We start from the raw sequence: 17247 nt of genomic DNA on the forward strand, positions 1-17247 counted from the left end.
ACCGCCCCCCCCCCCCCCCCCCCCCCCCCCCCCCCCCGCCCCCCCCCACCCCCGCCCCCCCCCCCCCCCCCCCCCCCCCCCCCCCCCCCCCGCGGGTGGAGGAAGTGCACGGTGCCGATGTTCAGGATGTGATCGCCGACGGTGACTTCGAAGTTCGGCGGGGTGAAACGCAGACATTGGGGCTGGCCGCCGAGCACCGTTTCGATGGCCGGGTCTCTGGTCCCGTTCAGTGTGGCGGTGAGTGTGCTCAGGAAGGGGTGGACCACGCAGTGACCTTCGGTGAGCAGCCGGGCGACACGGATCATGATCCGTTCAGTGCCGGTGAAGCTGAACGGTGTGGGGAAGTAGTTCTCGCAGTGACGCTGCAGCACGTCGAGGTCGGACAGGTACAGCAGTTGGTTCTCAACGTCCGCAAGGTCTTCGGCGCTGCCGTTGCCGGGGATTGTTCCCGAGCCGGCGCTCGCGCCGTTGAGTGTGAGGTTGAAATCACCTCCCCGCAGAAGACGCTGGTACAGGCGTAGAACTCGCGTCGCCTCAGAGGGGCTTCGGCCGTTCAGCTCGAAGGAGTATCTGAGCGTTGAGGGAGTGCCCTCGTGGAAGGGAAGCATCACTTGCAGGCGTGCACCGTGGATGTCCGCATCGATGGATGCGCCCAGCCCTCCCGACCCGGTGCCGTTGACCGTGCCGGCGTAGTGGGCCGCCACGGAGCCGTGAGCGTCGAGGAACGCCATCTCCACGGATTCACCGGGGGTCGTCGGCCGGGGGAGGGGGCGCCAGACGACCTCGGTGTCGTTGATGGTTTTCGCCAGCCAGGAAGGACCCTTGACGGTCAGGCTTTCGACCGCTTCGCGGGGCAGTACGACTTCTTCGGCGATACCGAATCCCAGCGAGCGGGTGAGTGCTGCCTTCAGATCGGGGCTCATCGCCTCGGGACGACCTGCCAGGGTCAGGGAGACCGGACTGACCTCGTGAGCCCGTGGGTGCTTGGCCCGCAGGGTTCGGGACACCAGGCCGCCATGACGCTGGAAGTCCCATGTCCAGTCCGGATCGACGTTGTCGGCCCGGATGCCGAGCGCGAGGATTCGCTGGGAGAGGTCCTCCGGATCGAACAGAAGAGCCTTCTCCTGGTTCAAGTCCCGTGCGGCCTCCCGTACCTGATCTCTCGTGAAACTGGCTTCCGGATCTGGGTACATCGCGAAGAGGCTGTCGAGCTCGGCACGGTCCAAGACGGTGACCTTGACGGAACGCTGGCCTCGTAGCCGATTGACATAGTCGCGCTCGGAGGGCGACAGCGTGCACGGCACCACCAGAGTCCACTCGATCGGCTCGTGCTGCATGGCTCGGTTGAAGGACTTCTTGATCGATGTGCGGCGGCCCCTTACCGACCCTGGGAATCCGTCGGGGTAGTACTTGAGCTGGAAGACGCGCAAGCCCGCATCCGTGGTGACCTGGACATCGATGCCTGCGTCACCACCACGGCCGTTGACGGCGATCACCTCGCCAACGCCGGAGAAATGCCTGTGCAGTAGCGCTTCGACGTACCTGTCGAAAGACGGCTGCCCGATCCGGTCCCACTCAATGGCCATGAGATGTCCCTCCCCCTGCTGGAGAGGACCTTGCACGCGGCTGTGACAGGGCGGCGGTGCGTGAGCAGGGCCGTGCTTCGACGGCCTCCGTCCGGTACTGCCCAGCCCCCTTTGCAACGGCGGTCTGGGTGCATCCGCTCACCCTCGCCGCAGAGAACACCCGAACCGGCCCCTCTTCACTCGTCCGTGGACGAGAAGAGGGGCCGGCTCGTTGTCCGCTCGTCGCCCGGAGGAGCGGGCTTGCGAGTTCAGCAGCAACGCTCAGTAACGGAAACCCACTGGTCAGCGCGGCGTCAGACCATGATCAACGAGCGTCAAATGAGCGTCAAGATGCCTCGGCGAGCGTCATTTCAGCGTCAAGATATCGCCCGTAACGCCCACAATGCGCATAACGCACATCGGAAAAACCGCAGGTCAAGCGGCCTTTGCCGCCGGTTCAAGGATCGCCACGCACTCCACGTGGTGCGTCATCGGGAAGAGGTCGAACGCCCGCAGGGTCCGTGAGCGGTAGCCGGCCTCGCGGAAGTAGGCGAGGTCGCGGGCGAGTGCCGCCGGGTCGCAGGCGACGTAGGCGATACGGCGGGCGGCGAGGGACGCGAGGTGCTGCACGGTCTGGCGGCCCGCCCCCGCGCGCGGGGGGTCGAGGACGATCAGGTCGGCCTCGGTGATGCCGGTGCGGGGGAGGACCTGGTCGACCTTGCCGTGTTCGACGCGGACCCGGTCGAGGTCGCGGAGGTTGTGCCGGGCGTCCTCGGCCGCGCGCTTGGAGGACTCGATGCCGAGGACCGCGCCCCGGTCGCCGACGCGTTCGGCGATGGCGCCCGCGAACAGGCCCACGCCGCAGTACAGATCGAGGGCGGTCTCCCCCTTGCGGGGCATCAGGCCCTGCATCACGGCCTGGACCAGAGTGTCGGCGGCCTGGGGATGGACCTGCCAGAAGCCGCCGTTGCCGACGCGGTAGGTGCGGCCGTCCGCGCGCTCGCGGACGAAGGCGCGGCCGTGGACCCGGTGGACCGCGCCGTCGCGCTCGTCGACGCGCAGGACCGAGACGGGCTTGTCGAGTTCGACCAGCGGGAGCCGGCCGCCGGGGCGCGGGGTGAGGACGACCTGCCGGTCGTGGGAGCCGGTGGCCGCGATCGCCTCCACCGACGCCATCTGCGGCCAGGAGCGCTTCTCGATGCCCAGCTCGCTCACACCGGGCGCGGCGATCAGACAGTGGTCGACCGGCTCGATGTCGTGCGAGCGGTGCCGGCGCAGCCCCGCGCGGCCGTCCTCGTCGACGGCGTACTGCACCCGGGTACGCCACGCGGGCACCTCCCCTGCGGGCAGCTTGTCGCCCGGCGCGGGCATGACGGTGCCGTCCCAGCCCGCCTCCTGCGGCGTGAGGCCCGCGAGCCGCTGGAGCTGCTCCGCGATCACCTCGCCCTTGAAGCGCCGCTGCGCGCCCGGCTTGACGTGCTGCCAGTCGCAGCCGCCGCACCTGCCCGGCCCGGAGAAGGGACAGGGCGCCTCGATACGGTCCTTCGCGGCCTCGATGATCCGTACGGCGTCGGCCCGCAGGAAGCGCGAGCTCTCGTCGCCCTCGGTGATCCGGGCGACGACCTTCTCGCCGGGCAGGGTGTGGCGTACGAACAGGACCCGGCCCTCGCCGGTGCGGGCGATGCAGTGCCCGCCGTGGGCGACGGGCCCGATCTCGACCTCGTACTCCTCCCCGACCAGCGAAGCATCGGAAACGTTCTGCATGGCGGGGTGACTCCAGGGATCGAGGTGCGGGGCCCCGGGCGGGGCTGGTGGCCGGCCGCCGCCGGGGCGGACGGGCAGCCGGAGGGGGCAGCCCACCAGTCTACGCGGGCTCGGGAGCGCGAACCGCCGTCAGTCCCCTCGCGTGGGCTCCCTGGGAAGCTCCTCGTCCACCGGTCCACGCCGTACCGAACCGGGCGCGTTCCACTCCTGGCGCCTGCGCGCCCGCTTCTTCGCGGCCTCCGAGGACACCAGCTGATACGGCACCGAGGTGACCATCACCCCCGGGGTGAACAGCAGCCGCCCCTTGAGCCGCAGCGCGCTCTGGTTGTGCAGCAGATGCTCGTACCAGTGCCCCACCACGTACTCGGGGATGACCACGCTGACGACATCGCGCGGGCTCTCGCGCCGCAGCCCCTTCACGTACTCGATCACCGGGCGGGTGATCTCGCGGTAGGGGGAGTCGAGGATCTTCAGCGGCACATTGATGCCGCGCCGCTCCCACTCCTCCCGCAGCGCCTTCGTCTCGGCCGTGTCCACGCTGATGCTGACCGCCTCCAGCTTGTCGACGCGCATCAGCTTGGCGTACGCGAGGGCGCGCAGGGTCGGCCGGTGGATCTTGGAGACCAGCACGATGGCGTGGACCCGGGACGGCCGTACGCTGTCGTCGCTCGGCTCGTCGGGGGCCGCCAGCTCCTCCGAGACCCGGTCGTAGTGCCGGCGGATCGCGCTCATGATGCCGTAGAAGATCACCATGCCCAGCAGCGCGACCCACGCGCCGTGCGTGAACTTGGTGGCCAGTACCACGACCAGCACCAGACCGGTGAAGAAGGCGCCGAAGGTGTTGATGGCCCGGGAACGGATCATATGGCGGCGCTTGGCGGGGTTCTTCTCGGTCCGCAGCAGCCGGTTCCAGTGCCGCACCATGCCGGTCTGGCTGAGCGTGAACGACACGAAGACGCCGACGATGTAGAGCTGGATCAGCTTGGTGGAGTCGGCGCCGTAGACCCAGACCAGCAGGGCGGCGGCCCCGGCGAGCAGCACGATGCCGTTGGAGAACGCGAGCCGGTCGCCGCGGGTGTGCAGCTGGCGGGGGAGATAGCGGTCCTGGGCCAGTATCGAGCCGAGGAGCGGAAAGCCGTTGTACGCGGTGTTCGCGGCCAGGAACAGCACGAGGGCCGTCGCCGCCGCGAGGAGGACGAAGAAGAACGTTCCGTCGCCGAAGACGGCCGCCGCGACCTGCGAGATCACCGGATCCTGGACATAGTCCGCGCCGACGGGAACGCCGTTGTTCAGCAGATCGTGGCCGGGCTGCTCCGCCATCCGCACATCGGAGGCCATCGCCAGGCCGATGATGCCGCAGAACATGGTGACCGCCAGGCCGCCCATCAGCGCCAGCGTGGTGGCCGCGTTGCGCGACTTCGGCTTGCGGAACGCGGGTACGCCGTTGCTGATGGCCTCCACGCCGGTGAGCGCGGCACAGCCGGAGGAGAAGGCCCGCAGCAGCAGGAAGACCAGCGCGAAGCCCGCGAGCCCCTCCTCCTCGGCCCTGATCTCGAAACCCGCGGTCGGCGCCTTGAGGGTGTCACCGAGGACCAGACCCTTGTACGCGCCCCAGGCGATCATGATGAACACACCCGTGACGAACACATAGGTGGGGATCGCGAAGAGTTTGCCGGACTCCCGCACCCCGCGCAGATTCATCAGCGTCAGCAACACGATGATCGCGATCGCGCAGAGAACCTTGTTCTCGACCACAAACGGGATCGCGGAGCCCAGGTTCTCCACGCCCGACGAGATGGAAACGGCCACGGTCAGCACATAGTCGACCAGCAGCGCGCTGGCGACGGTGAGACCGGCCTTGGGGCCGAGGTTGGTGTTGGCGACCTCGTAGTCGCCGCCGCCGCTCGGGTAGGCGTGCACGTTCTGGCGGTACGAGGCGACCACCGTGAACATCAGGACCACGACCGCGACCGCGATCCAGGGGCTGAAGCTGTAGGCCGACACGCCCGCGATGGAGAGCACCAGGAGGACTTCGCCTGGGGCGTACGCCACTGAGGACAGTGGGTCCGAGGCGAAGACAGGGAGCGCGATGCGCTTGGGGAGGAGCGTTTCTCCCAGCCTGTCGCTGCGCAGGGCCCTGCCGATGAGAATCCGTTTGGGCAGGTCGGTCAGTTTGGACACGCAGAGGATCGTAAGCGTTCGATATGAGCCAGGCCCACCCACCACCCCCTTGCTCCTCTGAATATCCGATTCCGCAGGGGCCGGGGGCCGCCGCGACCATGCGCGTGTGTAGCTTGGGCCGCTGTCTGACACTCTTAAATCCCAGAATCCTTAAATCTGAGCAAAAAATCTGGGCGAGGGTCGCTGAGCGATACTCCGGGCACGGGGCCCGGGTGAGGCTCGGTGGGTAAAGAACAGAACAGAAAAGACATTGCAGCCGGAAGGACGGTCGTGCACATCGTCATCATGGGGTGCGGGCGAGTGGGAGCCGCTCTCGCACAGACCCTGGAGCAGCAGGGGCACACGGTCGCCGTCGTCGACCAGGACCCCACGGCCTTCCGTCGCTTGGGCTCCGGGTTCGGCGGACGCCGGGTCACCGGGGTCGGGTACGACCAGGACACCCTGCGCGAGGCGGGGATCGAGGACGCGGGGGCCTTCGCCGCGGTGAGCAGCGGCGACAACTCCAACATCATCGCCGCACGGGTGGCGCGCGAGACGTTCGGCATCGAGAACGTGGCGGCGCGCATCTACGACCCCAGACGGGCCGAGGTCTACCAGCGCCTCGGCATCCCCACGGTCGCCACGGTCCGCTGGACCGCCGACCAGATGCTGCGGCGGCTGCTGCCGTCCGGCGCGGAGCCGCTGTGGCGGGACCCGAGCGGCGCGGTCCAGCTCGCCGAGGTCCACACCTCGCCCTCCTGGATCGGACACAAGGTCAGCAGGCTCCAGGAGGAGACGGGGGTACGGGTCGCCTTCCTCACCCGACTGGGTGAAGCGGTGCTGCCCACTTCGCACACCGTGCTTCAGGAGGGCGACCTCGTTCACGTGATGATGCGGACGGACGAGATCGAGAAGGTCGAGGCGGCGTTCGCCGAAGGCCCCGAGGAGGGCGGTCACTGATGCGGGTGGCAATTGCGGGCGCGGGCGCGGTGGGCCGCTCCATCGCGGGGGAGCTGCTGGAGAACGGCCACGAGGTGCTCCTCGTCGACAAGGCGCCGACCGCGATCTCGGTGGAGCGGGTGCCCCAGGCCGAGTGGCTGCTCGCCGACGCGTGCGAGATCACCTCGCTCGACGAGGCCGCGCTCCAGCGGTGCAGTGTCGTCATCGCGGCGACCGGTGACGACAAGGTCAACCTCGTCGTCTCGCTGCTGGCGAAGACGGAGTACGGCGTGCCGAGGGTGGTCGCACGGGTCAACAACCCCAAGAACGAGTGGCTCTTCAACGAGTCCTGGGGCGTCGATGTCGCGGTCTCCACCCCCCGGCTGATGTCCGCACTGGTGGAGGAGGCGGTGAGCGTGGGCGATCTCGTCCGGCTGCTCCGCTTCAGCCACGGCGACGCGAACCTCGTCGAACTGACCCTGCCGCCGGAGTCCGCCGTCGCGGGCACCCAGGTCGGCGATGTGGCCTGGCCCGAGGACACCTCCCTGGTGACGATCATCCGCGGCTCGCGGGTGCTGACCCCGAGCCCGGAGGAGACGCTGGAGGCCGGGGACGAGCTGCTGTTCGTGGCGGCGCAGGCGCGGGAGGAGCAGCTGGAGGACCTGCTGTCGGTCCGCCGCGAGGTGTCGTAGGGGAACCCGGGCGTTCCCTGGCCCCGGCCGCGCCCGTGCTGCGGTCCCTGCGCGAGCGGTGGCCCCCTCGGCGGCGGGTGCGCGCGCCGCCGGGCCCGGGCCTGGCTGTGGACCCGTTCCCTGTCGGGGGGGTGTCGTGTGTGGCTCCCCTGGCAGGGTGGGTGCGTCGTTCGCGGCTGCGAGGGCTTGTCCGGGGCTCCGCCCCGGGCCCGGCGCCTCAATCGCCGGCGGGGCTGGTTTTGGTCCTGCTGTGGTGTCGGGTGCGGCTTCGGCGGCGGGGGCCGTTGGTTTCGCGTGTCGGTTCGTCCTTCCGGTCTTCCGGTGGCGAGGAGGAGGCCGCACCCTGGGCTGGTCCTTGGCTGTGGGTTCATTTCCGGTTCAGCGGTGTTCGCCTGAGAAAGCTGCGCGTGTCCTTGTGGTGGGGATTTCAGCCTCGCCGGCGTTTGAGGCGCGGGGTTCGGGGCGGAGACAAGCTCCCGCAGCCGCGAGCAACACACCCCCGCCCCCCGCTACCCCTCGGCGTCCGGCCAGACGCCGATGTGGTCCGGTTCCAGCTCCAGCATCACCCGGTCCCGCATCCCGAGCGCCGCCGTGTACTCGGCCGGCAGCTGCAGCCGTCCCGCCCGGTCCAGCATCGCGTACTCACGGGCGACGACGGACTCCTGGCCGGTGGTGGTGTCGACCTCCGTACGGCGGAGGATCTCCGTGGAGGTACGGCCGTCCCGGATGGCGACCGTGCGGCGGACCTCGGAGGCCACCGCCTGGTCGTGGGTGACGATCACGATCGTCGTGCCCAGCTCCTCGTTCGCCCGCCGGAACGCCGCGAACACCTGCTCCCCGGTGTGCGAGTCCAGCTCCCCGGTGGGCTCGTCCGCGAGCAGCACGGACGGCTCGTTCGCCAGCGCCACCGCGATCGCCGCGCGCTGCTGCTGCCCGCCGGACATCTGGTACGGACGGCGGTCGCGGCAGTCGGCGATCTCCAGGAGGGCCAGCAGGGACTCCACCCGCTCGGTCCGGCGCGCCCGCGAGCGCCCCGGCCCCCGGCCCCCCAACTGCATCGGCAGGGCCACGTTCTGCGCGGCGGTCAGATACGGCAGCAGATTGCGGGCCGTCTGCTGCCAGACGAACCCGACTATTTGGCGCCGATAGCGCAGCCGTTCCTTCGCGCCCATGGTGAGCAGATCGCAGCCCGCCACCTTCGCCGCGCCCGCCGTCGGCTCGTCCTGGCCCGCCAGGATGTTCATCAGCGTGGACTTGCCGCTGCCGGACGCGCCGACGAGGGCCATCAGCTCGCCCTCGCGGACCAGGAGGTCGAGCCCCTGGAGAGCCTGCACCTCGACGCCGTCGGTGGAGAAGATCCGTACGAGCCGGTCGCAGGTGATCAGGGCGTCGTCGCCGTAGCGCGGACCCTCGCGTCCGCGCGCCGCCCGCTCCTCCAGCTCCTGAAGAGACGCCGTGGACTCGGTCATGGTGTGTCTCCCGCCCTGAGTTCGGTCGTCGAGGTACGCCGGGTGGTCACCCACGCCTGGGCCGCGGCCACCCCCGCCGCGATCACCACGACGGCGAGCGCGGGCAGGAGCAGGCTCCAGGGATCGGCGGTCAGCCGCACCGGCACGGGTGAGGTGAGGTGCCGCGCGGCCAGCGCGAGCCTGCCCAGGTCGATACCGGGGGAGAGCAGGAGGATCGCCGCCCACCCCGCCAGGACACCGCCCACCGCCGCCAGCAGCGTCTGCGGCAGACTCTCCAGGACCAGCAGCCGCCGGCCCTGGCGGCGGGTCAGTCCCATCGTGCGCAGCCGGGCCAGCAGAGCGACCCGCTCCGGCGCGGACCGCAGCAGCGAGAGCAGGAGGGCGAGTACGGCGTATCCGGCGCTGGTCACCGTGGCGACCGCGTAGACGCGCTCGGCACCGCTCTGCACCGGGGACTCGGTGAAGCCGTCCCGTTCGGCGGAGCGCACCCGGACCGCTGCCCCGCTTCCGTCGGCCTCGCTGACGGCGGTCCTCAGATTCCGGCCCGAGACAGCCGGGCCGGTGATCAGCAGCGTGTTCGCGGCCCGCCCGCCGGGCAGGCGGGACGCGTCCACGATCAGGAACTCGCCGCCGTCCAGGGCCGGAGTGGTCTTCCGCACCGCCTTCACCCGTACGGTGAACAGCTCGCTCGGCGGCCCGATCACGGCCTCCCGCTCCCCGAGCCGCTCCGCCACGCCGGGCGACACGATCGCGGGCAGCGGCCCCGACGCGGGCCCGCGCAGTTCGTCCGCGCGGAATCCGCCGACCCCGGTGCCGCGCGCCAGCCGGGCGTAGGCGTCCGGTTCGACGGCGAGGAGGGCGACGCTCTCGGTGCCCCGCCCGCTGTCCCGGAGGTCCAGGTCCCCGTCGCGGTGGACGGCGGCCACGTCCCGTACGCCGTCCAGTGCGCGCACCGTGCCGGCGAGCTTCTCCGGGAGCTGTTCGTCGGCCTCGATCCGGGCGTCCGCGCCGACCGAGATCAGCGCCGCGCGGTCCCGCGCGTCGGCGACCCCCGCGAGCACCGACCCGCCGAACGCGGCGGTCGTCAGGGCGAGCAGCAGAGCCAGCAGCGGCAGCGCGGCCGTGGCGGGGGAGCGGCCCGCGCGGGCCAGTGCCAGAAAGCCGACCGCTCCCCGCCGCCGTGCCATGGGCAGCGCCGCGATCCGCAGCGGCAGCGGGTGGAACCGTACGAGGACGAGCGCCGCGACCCCGCCCACGAGGAGCGGGGCGGCACTGACGAGCTGGTCACCGCCGTCGGAGGTGCCGCGCCGGCGCAGCGCGGCCACGGCGGCCACCGCGAGGACCAGCAGGGTCAGTTCGGCGACCGTACGGCGGCGGGACGGCCTGGCCCGTACGGCATCGTCCCGCTCGCCGTGCGGCCGCGGCCCGCGGTGCAGGAACGCGGCCCGCAGCGGGAGTGCCGCACAGGCGGTCAGCGCGACGGCCGCCGACGCGAGCAGCGGCGGCAGCGGCCGTCCCTCGGGTACGAGGAGAAACGCGGCGGCGCACCCGGCCGCCGCCGCGGGCACCACCGGAACGGCGGTCTCCGCGAGCAGCCGTCCCGTGATGCCGCGCACCGATCCGCCGCGCGAACGCAGCAGGGCGAGTTCCGTGTGTCTGCGCGCGGCGGCCAGCCCGCCCGACATCAGCAGGACGACCGCCATCACACCCCCGGCGCCGAAGGCGGCCACGGAGACCACCGGGCCGATCGAGGCGAAGACGCCCTCGACGCCGGCGAGGATGTCGTCCAGCCCGGACTCGATGTCCAGACCGGGGGCGACCGAGGTCCGCAGTGCCGTCCGCGCCGGGCCGCCCTCCAGGGAGGCCACCGCCTTCCGGACCCGGGGCAGATCACCCACGCGCAGGTCGCCGGCGTCCAGGGCGATCCGCCAGTACGCCTCGCTGTCGGTGGCGACCGACAGCAGCGCGGGCGCGGCCTGCGGCGGCAGCAGCAGCGCGCCGTGCCAGTACGGCTGGGGCGCGGGCGGCGCGGTGTAGAGCCGGACCGGAGTCCCGAGGACGGGTTCGACGGACCAGTAGCCGCCCGACGGGCGCACCGGCTCGACGATGCCCGTGATCCTGACGGCGAGCGGTTGCGCGGTGCCCGCCCGCGGCACCCGGACCGTCGCACCGAGCGGGATGTTCAGGGCCTTGGAGGTGGCCGCGGTGACCACGGCCTCCACCGAGGCGGTGCCCGGCTCGGCGACCGCGCCCTTCGGCAGCCGTCCCGCGCGGACGGTGGTGTGCTCGGCGAGTCCGGACCTGGTGCTCAGCGTCAGTACGGGAGCCCCGCCCTCCAGCTCGGTCAGCCAGGGGTCCAGGGAATCCACGGGGGTGGGGGTGCGTACCCCGTACACCGACTGGCCGGTGTCGGCGCGCAGCGGGTGCGGCAGGGCCGCCACGATCTTCCGGTACCGCCCCGCGACCGTCGCCGGGCTCAGGGAGGCGGCCCGCTCGGCCGCGTCCGTGCCCCCGAAGTCCTCCGGCACGTCGGTGAACCGGAAACCGCTCAGCTCGGGCGCGGCCGTCCGCATCTCGTGACGCAGGCCCTCACCCTCGTACGCCTCGACCGCGCGCGGGAAGGCGGCGGCGAGGAACGAGGTGATGAGCGCCAGCACCGTCAGCGCGAGCGCCGGAAGGGGCGCGGCCCGCAGCCGTGTGCGGACCCAGGGGGCGACGGCCTTCATGTCGCTCGCCTCCTCGGGCACACGTGCCCGGCACGTCCGGTTCCCGGCCCGCCGAACGGACCTCGGGCCGCCCGGACACCGGTACCGGTCCCGGAGGCGGTCCGCCTGCCGTGCGCCCGGTCGCCGGAGAACTCCCGGCGGGGCCCGGCGCCCGTCCCGTCACCCGTACGGGTTCCGAGCCCGGCCCGCCCTCCGGCGGTGTCCGTCCCGTCGTTACGGGGGAGGGGGACGGTCCGCCCGGCACGCGCACGGCCCCCGGGGCCGTCTCCTGCCCGCGCGCTCGGACCGGAACCACCGCTCCGGCACAGCCCGTTCCGCACCGTCACCCGCCTCCCTGGACGCGCAGCGCGCTCGCCGGATCGCCGCGGCGCAGTGTCAGCGCGGCCACCACCAGGACGGGCGCGGCGGCGACGCCCGCGAGGAGCAGCGCGACCCGTCCGGCGGGCAGTTCCACCAGGACCTCCGGAACGGGCCGGGTGGCCCGGCCCGTCAGCACGATCAGCGGGACGACGGCACGGGTGAGCACCGCGCCCAGCCCGAGCCCGATCAGCAGCGCGATTCCGATGAGCAGCGACTGCTCGGCGGCCAGCAGCCGGGCCGGCTGACGGCGCGGCGCACCGAGCGCCCGGAGCACCGCGAACTCCGCCGAACGCTCCCGCAGGGCCCCCGCCATGGCGACCGCGAAGCCGACCGCGGCCAGCAGGGCGGCGACGGCCGTCACCGCGAGCAGCGCCGACTGAGGGCCCGCGCCCAGCGGATCGTCGTGCAGCTCCCGCGCGAGCTCGTCGCGCACCCGGATCTGCGAGGGGTCGATCTCGGCCCGGGACCGCAGCGCTGACGCGACCCGGTCCGCCGCCCCGGGCCCGGTGAACAGCCACCACTCGGAGGGGGCGAGTGAGGCGTCCGGACGCTCGGCGAGCACCCGGTTCACGGCCCGGAGGTCGATCAGCAGCGCCCCGCCGTCCTGCGCGGGCCCGGTCCCCTCCGGTGCGTCGTCCAAGCCGGTCGTCGGCACGGCCCCCAGCACGCCCGCGATCCGCACCTTCATGCTGCCGCCCGCCATGGGCAGCTCGATCAGCGAACCAACCTTCGCGGCGCTGGAGTCGAGGAAGCGCGGTGTCGCCAGCGCGGCCGGCACCGGGGCCGGGGCCCGCTCGACGGCGGCGCGTACGGTGACCGTCCGCTCATTGCCCCAGGTGTCCCCGAACACCGCCTTGCCCGTGTGGTACCCGAGCCGCAGCGGCATGCTCGCCGAGGTGGTCACGGCGGTGACGGCGGGCGGGGCCTCGCGCCGGTCGCCCGGCACCGGCTCGGTGTTCACGGTGGCCCGGGCCCGCCAGGCCAGCCCCTTCGGCACGGCGACCGGCCTGGAGGTGCCGTCCGCGGCGACGGCCCGCAGCGCGCCGACCGTGAGCCCCTTGGCCGCGATCCGGTCCGGATAGCCCGGCTCGTCGAACTCGACCGCCGTCAGCGCCAGCGGGCCGGCCGGCCGCCCCACCGGGGCGTCGGCGGCCTTCGCCAGATCCACGGTCGCCGTATGCGGTTCGCCGTCCGCCGGCACACTGCCCAGCGCCATCCGGTACGGGACGCCGAAGCGGTCCTCGACGGTGACGGTGACGTTGATCCCGTCCCCGCCGAGGGTCATGCGGTCCAGCCCGGCGGTCCCGTACGGGCCGTCGTACGCGGGGCGCAGGGTGAGGTCGAGCAGGAGCCGCGCCGTGCCGTCCGGCAGTACCACCCCCGCCCGTGCCGTCCGCTCGGGCCGCAGCGACGCCAGCAGCCGCCGGGGATCGCCGTCGGCGAGATCGTCCCGGATCACCAGCTTCCCGACCGCGGGGCCGGTGTCCAGCGCCAGTACGGTGGCCTGGCGCCCGCCCGAGAGACCGAGGGTGCTGCGGGCGGCGGGCGCGGCGACCGTGACGCCCGGGATCGCCCCGTACACCCCGCCCTGCCCGAACTGGGGGGTGCGGCCGCCCAGCACCCGTACCGGAGCACCCGAGCGGAAGTCCGCCTGGTCGTCCTGCGAGCGGTCCCACGAGGCGCCCTGGCCGATCGCGAGCATGCCCATCGCGACGGTGAGCACCAGCAGCAGCACCGGGCCCGCGCCGCGCATCGGGCGGCGGCTGAGCTGCCAGCCCGCGAGGGGGGCCGTCAGCCCGCGCCCGCGGGCCGCCCGGCGCTCGGCGAGCCGCGCCGCCGGGGGCAGCAGCCGCAGGGTGAGGACCGTACCGGCGAGCAGCGCCAGCGCGGGCGCCACCACGAGCAGGGGATCGATGCCCAGCCGTCCCTCACGGTCGCCGCTGAGCGCCCCGCTGCCCGAAGTACGCCGGTCCAGCTGCCAGTAGGCGACCGCGGCGATCGCCAGCAGCCCGAGGTCGGCCCCCGCGCGCAGCGGCCCGGGCAGGGTCCGCCGGCGGCCCCTGGCGGTGCGGGCCGCGGTCAGGGCCGGGGCGAGAACGGCCGCCGCGCAGGCCAGCGCCGCCGCCGCGGCGATCAGCCAGACCTGGAGGCCGGGGCCGCCCGCCGGGCCGTCGATCCGCAGCCCGATCCTGGCCAGCAGGCCCTGTCCGGCCAGCAGCCGGGTCAGCGGCCCGGCGAGCAGCGGCGCGCACACGGCGGCGGGCAGCGCCAGCAGCAGCGCCTCCAGGGCGGCGAGCCGGGCGAGATGCCCCCGGGACGCGCCGCGCGCCAGCAGCACCCGGGACTCGCCCTCGCGTTCGGTGCTCAGCAGCCGGGCCACCAGGAGCAGCGCGTATCCGGCGAGCAGCACCAGCTGCAGGGAGACGATCAGCAGCGTCGCGCGGGACACCAGCAGGGCCCGCTCCAGTCGGCTCAGCACCTCGGGCAGCGAGGTTGTGCCGACGGTCCCGCGCTCCAGCCCGGGCTCGGCGCTCAGGAACGTCTGGCTCTGCCGGGACGCCGAGCGCAGCGCGTCGATCCGGTCCGTGCCGAGCGCGGTGAAGTCCGCGGTGGCCAGCCAGGACAGAGCCGCCCGGGGGACCCCTCCGGGGCCGAAGGCCGCCCGGTCGGTGAGGAGGGGGCCGTAGGTGGTGAACACGTCCTTGCGGATGCCGCGCCCGCCGAGCTCGTCGAGCTGCCAGTACGGATCGTTCCGGTCGGCCGGGCGGTAGACACCGGTGACCCGGATCCGCAGCGGGGGACCGCCCAGCCTGTTGCCGAGGGTCAGCACCCGGGGCCCGGGGGCGAGCTTCAGCTCCTCGGCGGCGACCTCGGGCAGGGCGACCTCGGTCACGCCCGGCCGGCCGGACGCGGGCCAGGTGCCCGCCGACAGCCGGGCCCGCGTACGGTCCACGGCGGCGAAGGCGGTGAGATACGGCTCGCCCTTGCGCGCCGCGGGCGGCTGGAGGGAGCGCGGCAGGGCGAACGGCCCCGAGCGGTCGAACGGCCGCAGGGTGACCGGCAGCCCGTCGAAGGAGCGCTGCGCCCCGCGCCGGGCGGCGGCGGTGACGGCGGCGCGGTCCTCTCCGGGGCTCTCGGAGGTGATGACGAGCGAGGCGGACGCGGCGTCCCGGGTCGCCAGCGCGTGGCGCAGCCCGGCGTCACCGACGGAGCCGGCGAAGGCGGCGAGTGTGGTGAGGACGGCCGTGGTCAGCAGGACGGCGAGCATCGCGGCGGCGAGCAGCAAGCGGTGTCCGCGCGCGCGGTGAAACAGAAACGCCGCCACCGGTCTCCCCCTGATGCCCCTGAGCGGGCGCTTCCCGAAAGCCCTTTCGGGGCGGAATGCTTGCAGAGGCCATGCGGGCGGGAGAACGTCTGCGGCGATGACTTGACGAGATCGTGACCGGATTCCGGTGTCAGAGCACCGGAATCCGTCACATAGGTGTCATGTGTGACATGACATCATCCGCACGGGCGAGGGGTGGCGGCCGTGGCGCGCCCGGCCGGACGGGGACCGTGTCCGCCGTCTCGCGGGGTGCTTATGCCTCGCCCTGCCGGGCGGCTTCCTTGCGCTCCTTCTCGGCCCTGTCCTGCGCCTCCATCTCGGCGAAGACGTCGATCGGCGGCGGCGCCTTGGCCAGGAAGACCCACGTCAGATAGACCGCCAGCAGGAACGGCGGGATCTTCAGCGCGACCAGTACCCAGCCCAGCTCGGTGGTGTCCGCCCACCAGTACAGCGGGAACAGGATCGCGGACTTCGCGAGCAGGATCAGGCCCCAGGCCCAGCTCGCCTTCGCGTACGCCTTCTTGCGGCCGGGGTTGCGGGTGCGCCAGGAGAGGTTCTCCTTGAAGACCGGGCCGAGGATCAGCCCGATCAGCGGGACGCCCGCGATCGTCGTGACGATGTACGCCAGGGCGAGGCCCAGGGTGTACAGCATCCCCGGCAGATAGAAGTCCTTCGCGTTGCCGGTCATCATCGCGAAGACGACGCCGAAGGCGACGCCGAAGACGCCGCTGAAGGCGTGCTTGGGGGTGTCCTTGAGGACCAGGCGGACCGCGACGAGCAGCAGCGAGACCGCGAGCGCCGCGATGGCCGCCGCGTGCAGGTTCTTGTTGATGGTGAAGATCGTGACGAACAGCAGTCCGGGCACGACCGTCTCGATCAGACCGCGCACGCCGCCGAAGGCCTCGAACAGGGCCGCCTCGGTCACCGCCCTGACGTCACCGCTGTTCTGCTGCTGATCGCTTGCTGTGGTGGTCGGCTTGTCGACAGACGTCACCGGCTACTCCTGTCCGAGTGGTCGGAGTTCGTATTTGGGGTTGAACAGCACCCGGCGGCCGTGGCTCATCGAGATACGGCCCGAGGCGATGAGCCTGCGTCCCGGCTCGATGCCCACGATGGAGCGGCGGCCGAGCCAGACGACGTCCAGCGGGGCCGTGCCGTCGAACAGCTCCGCCTCCAGCGCGGGCACCCCGGCCCTCGGCCGCAGGGTGACCGTGCGCAAGGTACCAGTGACCCTGACTATCTGGCGGTCACCGCACTCGGCGATGCGCGTGCACCCGGACACCTGTATGTCCTCCCGCAGTTCCTCGGACTCCAGATCCTGGCGCGACGTCGACAGCCGGTCGAGCATGCGACGGAATCGGCCGGAAGGCTTCTCCGCCTTGCCGGCCTGCCCTGAACCGGAGCGTTTTCCGGAATGGGGTGCACTCATAACGCAAGCGTACCGGCGACCGCCGACGGCGGACCGTGGCCCGCACAAGGGTTCGCTACCGCTCGAAGCGGTAGCCCATGCCGGGCTCGGTGACGAAGTGCTTGGGGTGCGAGGGATCGGCCTCCAGCTTGCGCCGCAGCTGTGCCATGTACACCCGCAGATAGTTGGTCTCGGTGCCGTACGACGGGCCCCAGACCTCCTGGAGCAGCTGCTTCTGGCTGACGAGCCGGCCCGTGTTGCGCACGAGCACCTCCAGCAGATGCCACTCGGTCGGGGTCAGCCGCACATCGCGCCCGTCGCGGTGCACCTTCTTGGCCGCGAGATCGACGGTGAAGCCCTCGGTCTCGACGATCACGACATCGTCGTCCCCGCCGCCCACCGGCTCCGCCCGGCGGACCGCGGCCCGCAGCCGCGCCAGCAGCTCGTCCATGCCGAAGGGCTTGGTGACGTAGTCGTCGGCGCCCGCGTCCAGCGCCTCGACCTTCTCGTCCGAGGTGTGGCGGGCCGAGAGGACCAGGATCGGCACCCGGGTCCAGCCGCGCAGCCCCTTGATCACCTCCACGCCGTCCATGTCCGGCAGGCCGAGGTCGAGGACCACGACATCGGGATGGCGGGCGGCGGCCAGCTGGAGCGCGGTCGCGCCGTCGGGGGCCGCGTCCACCTCGTACTTCCGCGCCTTCAGATTGATCACGAGGGCGCGCACGATCTGCGGCTCGTCGTCGACCACGAGCACCCTGGTCATCCCTGGCCCGCCTTTCTGTCCTTCACTTCTGTCCGTCTGCCGGTACTGCGCTCTGTCTCGTGCTTCCGTCCGGCCG

Annotated in this window: 10 protein-coding genes; 2 read left to right on the forward strand and 8 right to left on the reverse strand. The window is 72.4% G+C overall.

Annotation, left to right across the window (positions count from 1 at the left end):
* Nucleotides 1–2000: 2000 nt before the first annotated feature.
* Both ACFYT4_RS17230 and ACFYT4_RS17235 read right to left on the reverse strand, forming a co-directional pair.
* Nucleotides 2001–3329 carry a class I SAM-dependent RNA methyltransferase gene (locus tag ACFYT4_RS17230; protein ID WP_389269190.1) on the reverse strand — a complete coding sequence of 443 codons (1329 nt, stop codon included), beginning with the start codon at nucleotides 3327–3329 and terminating at the stop codon, nucleotides 2001–2003.
* Nucleotides 3330–3458: 129 nt separating this feature from the next.
* On the reverse strand, nucleotides 3459–5510 hold the full coding sequence (locus ACFYT4_RS17235; protein WP_389269192.1) for an APC family permease: 2052 nt from the start codon (nucleotides 5508–5510) through the stop codon (nucleotides 3459–3461).
* A 270-nt stretch (nucleotides 5511–5780) separates the two neighbouring features.
* Here ACFYT4_RS17235 and ACFYT4_RS17240 point away from each other — a divergent pair, with 270 nt between their 5' ends.
* Entirely contained in the window at nucleotides 5781–6449 is a 669-nt protein-coding gene (locus tag ACFYT4_RS17240; protein WP_389269194.1) for a potassium channel family protein, read from the forward strand.
* The gene (locus ACFYT4_RS17245) at nucleotides 6449–7120 is read left to right on the forward strand and encodes a potassium channel family protein (protein ID WP_389269196.1); all 672 of its coding nucleotides are present in this window, start codon (nucleotides 6449–6451) and stop codon (nucleotides 7118–7120) included. The genes ACFYT4_RS17240 and ACFYT4_RS17245 overlap by 1 nt, the downstream gene beginning before the upstream one ends.
* Nucleotides 7121–7629: 509 nt before the next feature.
* Here ACFYT4_RS17245 and ACFYT4_RS17250 read toward each other — a convergent pair.
* The 6 genes from ACFYT4_RS17250 to ACFYT4_RS17275 form a co-directional block, all read right to left on the reverse strand.
* The gene (locus tag ACFYT4_RS17250; RefSeq protein ID WP_389269198.1) at nucleotides 7630–8589 is read right to left on the reverse strand and encodes an ABC transporter ATP-binding protein; all 960 of its coding nucleotides are present in this window, start codon (nucleotides 8587–8589) and stop codon (nucleotides 7630–7632) included.
* The gene (locus ACFYT4_RS17255; protein WP_389269200.1) at nucleotides 8586–11315 is read right to left on the reverse strand and encodes an FtsX-like permease family protein; all 2730 of its coding nucleotides are present in this window, start codon (nucleotides 11313–11315) and stop codon (nucleotides 8586–8588) included. The genes ACFYT4_RS17250 and ACFYT4_RS17255 overlap by 4 nt, the downstream gene beginning before the upstream one ends.
* A gap of 322 nt (nucleotides 11316–11637) precedes the next feature.
* Nucleotides 11638–15000, reverse strand: a complete 3363-nt coding sequence (locus ACFYT4_RS17260; protein ID WP_389269202.1) for an FtsX-like permease family protein — start codon at nucleotides 14998–15000, stop codon at nucleotides 11638–11640.
* Between the two features lie 253 nt (nucleotides 15001–15253).
* On the reverse strand, nucleotides 15254–15994 hold the full coding sequence (locus ACFYT4_RS17265; protein WP_389269204.1) for a DUF3159 domain-containing protein: 741 nt from the start codon (nucleotides 15992–15994) through the stop codon (nucleotides 15254–15256).
* A 3-nt stretch (nucleotides 15995–15997) separates the two neighbouring features.
* Entirely contained in the window at nucleotides 15998–16348 is a 351-nt protein-coding gene (locus ACFYT4_RS17270) for an OB-fold nucleic acid binding domain-containing protein (protein WP_389269288.1), read from the reverse strand.
* A gap of 136 nt (nucleotides 16349–16484) precedes the next feature.
* Nucleotides 16485–17171, reverse strand: a complete 687-nt coding sequence (locus ACFYT4_RS17275) for a response regulator (protein ID WP_389269206.1) — start codon at nucleotides 17169–17171, stop codon at nucleotides 16485–16487.
* Nucleotides 17172–17247: the final 76 nt, after the last annotated feature.

It is taken from the genome of Streptomyces sp. NPDC004609 (genome assembly GCF_042873655.1).
GTDB lineage: Bacteria > Actinomycetota > Actinomycetes > Streptomycetales > Streptomycetaceae > Streptomyces.